The following is a 2265-nucleotide window of genomic DNA, read 5'->3' on the forward strand; positions in this document are numbered from 1 at the left end:
GGCAGAGGAAGAGACAAAAATCTCGCCGTAAAGCGGATGGGGAAACCCCACCCGCCTGCGCGGTGGGGTAGTTCATCCTATCTGCAGTCAGCTACTTTACAGGATCTCAGAGGCATCTAGGGGGTAGAGGGGCGGTGGTGCTGGGAAAAGCTGTTTGCCTAGGAGAAGGGCAAGTACTGGGGGGATCCAAGCAAAAAGCTTCTCGGATCCCTTGATAAGGGTCTATATCTCTGTTAAGCGAGCATGAACTTTTTTAACGATCCGGATAGCGGCTGCTGAGAGAAGAACTGAGGCCCCGTAGAATGAATCCCAAAATTCCAGGCAGGACCTTCGGACATGGATTACATTCGCACCTTTAACGACGATCCCTGCGAGGGCCATCTTTCGACGCCTATCAGCGATTCTCCTGTCACCCGTCTGTTTATCAACAACCTCCCCATCAACCGTCCTGGCCTATCGCCGCTGTTGCGGGGGCTGGAGATTGGGTTGGCGCATGGCTATTTTTTGGTGGGGCCAGAAATCGTGGTGGGCCCACTGCGCGACTATCCTGAGGCAGCTAATTTGGGTGGGCTGGTCACGGCGATGGCAATTGTGTTGCTGGGAACCGCCTGCATGTCGGCCTATGGCAGCGTTACCTTTGGAAACAAGCCGGAAACGCCGGGAGCCAATCCTCTATCTACGGCGCGTGGCTGGGGGGATCTGACGGCAGGATTTTTCTTGGGAGGCATGGGTGGCGTCTTTGCTGCCTACTTCCTGTTGGAGAACTTTGCCGGGATCGACGCCATCTTTCGAGGGTTGGTGAATTAGTTGTCAAGCTTGTCAAGACACTGGAGAGGAGCAAAACTATGACCGGTTCTTACGCTGCTGCTTATCTTCCTTGGATTTTCGTCCCCATTGTCGGTTGGCTGCTGCCGGCAGTGGCCATGGCCGTGCTCTTTTTGTACATTGAGCGCGACTAACTTGTTCTAGTCTCAATGGGTCTTAGAAGAGGGATCCCTGGGGAAGGGATCCCTTGCTTTTTGGGGAGACCTTTATCCCCGCTGCCGTCTTCCCAAAAGCTAGGGCAGTACCCGGCAAAGGTTGAGTCTTCTTGTCCTTGGGAAGGGGAAACTTCCAAAGACAGGATCCAGCGAGCTGATCCCATGCCAACACGGAAAAAGGCAGCTTGCGCAACACCCTTTCAACTTCAACGCGAAGGAGGAGCCGATGGCCAGCCTTAACTTTCCAGCCCTGCGTATTGGCGATCCCATTCAAGAGGGCAGTTTTCAGGTTTTCCCTCTCTTTTCTGAGGGGGATCAGGAAGTTGCCTATCGCCTTCCTGAACTGCAGCTCAAGGAAGCAACCATCACCGAGGTGAGCGAGGCCGGAGCCGTGCCTCAGCTAGTTGTGGAAAACCACAGTGAGTCTCTGTTGCTGCTGGTAGAAGGCCAGGAGCTGATAGGAGCCAAACAAAACCGGGTTCTCAACACCACCGTCCTAATCAAGCCAAAAAGCAAGGTTACAATACCCGTTTCCTGCGTAGAAGCTGGGAGGTGGCACTTCCATTCTCGCGAGATGAGCGATGCCGAGCACTTTGTCCCCAACAAGTTGCGGCACGAGTTAAAAAGGGGTGTCTTCCAGTCGCTGAAAAACAAACTTGGCCATCGCTCAGACCAGGGAAGAGTATGGGACACCGTTGCCTATCTTCACCGCGAGCTTGGTGTTAGCTCCCCTACTGCCGCCCTTGATGCTGCCTATGTAACCTACAATCGGGAGCTCCAGAAGTTCCGCAAAGACATTGACTACGTCAAAGGAGCAACTGGCCTAGCCATTGCCATAGGTGGTCGTGTGCGCTCGCTGGATCTCTTCGGAACGGCGCAGATTTGCAGCCGGTTGTGGCCTCGCCTGGTAGCTGGTCTAGCCATCGAGGCCCTGCGAGCAGCCCCCTCGCAAGCCAAGGTCACCTCTGAGGATGTTCTCAAATACTGGGCCAACATAACCCAATGGCCTTGGGAAGCGGTAACGACTGTGGGCGAAGGCCAGGAGTACCGGGCAGAGTCGCAGCAAGGCGACCAAGGCTCAGCGCTGTTCTACGATGAAAAGCTGGTTTACCTGTCAGCAGTAGGGCCAGTCGTTTCTGAGAACTAACTCCAGTGGATCCCCGGCAGGCTTCTTCCTTTCTGGCTGGGAAAGACTCCCCCATTGCTCGGCACCGCTGCCCTCACCCCCAGCCCCTCGCCCACACGCTGCAGGGGGGTCGGGATAAAACATGTGACCATGCCGACC

The 2265-nt window shown here is 55.4% G+C and carries 3 protein-coding genes; all 3 read left to right on the forward strand.

Annotated features, from left to right (window positions below; all coding sequences use genetic code 11):
- The first annotated feature begins 336 nt into the window (after positions 1-336).
- The 3 genes from NW841_RS12655 to NW841_RS12665 all read left to right on the forward strand — a co-directional run bounded on the left by NW841_RS12655 (position 337) and on the right by NW841_RS12665 (position 2127).
- Positions 337-807: a photosystem I reaction center protein subunit XI gene (locus NW841_RS12655; protein ID WP_414366901.1), complete on the forward strand. Its 471-nt coding sequence runs from the start codon at positions 337-339 to the stop codon at positions 805-807.
- A 38-nt stretch (positions 808-845) separates the two neighbouring features.
- A complete protein-coding gene (locus tag NW841_RS12660) occupies positions 846-959 on the forward strand; it encodes a photosystem I reaction center subunit VIII (RefSeq protein WP_414360509.1) in 114 nt (37 codons plus the stop codon).
- Positions 960-1206: 247 nt separating this feature from the next.
- Positions 1207-2127: an ARPP-1 family domain-containing protein gene (locus tag NW841_RS12665; protein ID WP_414386732.1), complete on the forward strand. Its 921-nt coding sequence runs from the start codon at positions 1207-1209 to the stop codon at positions 2125-2127.
- Positions 2128-2265: the final 138 nt, after the last annotated feature.

Source organism: Synechococcus sp. H60.3, assembly GCF_047462295.1.
GTDB lineage: Bacteria > Cyanobacteriota > Cyanobacteriia > Thermostichales > Thermostichaceae > Thermostichus.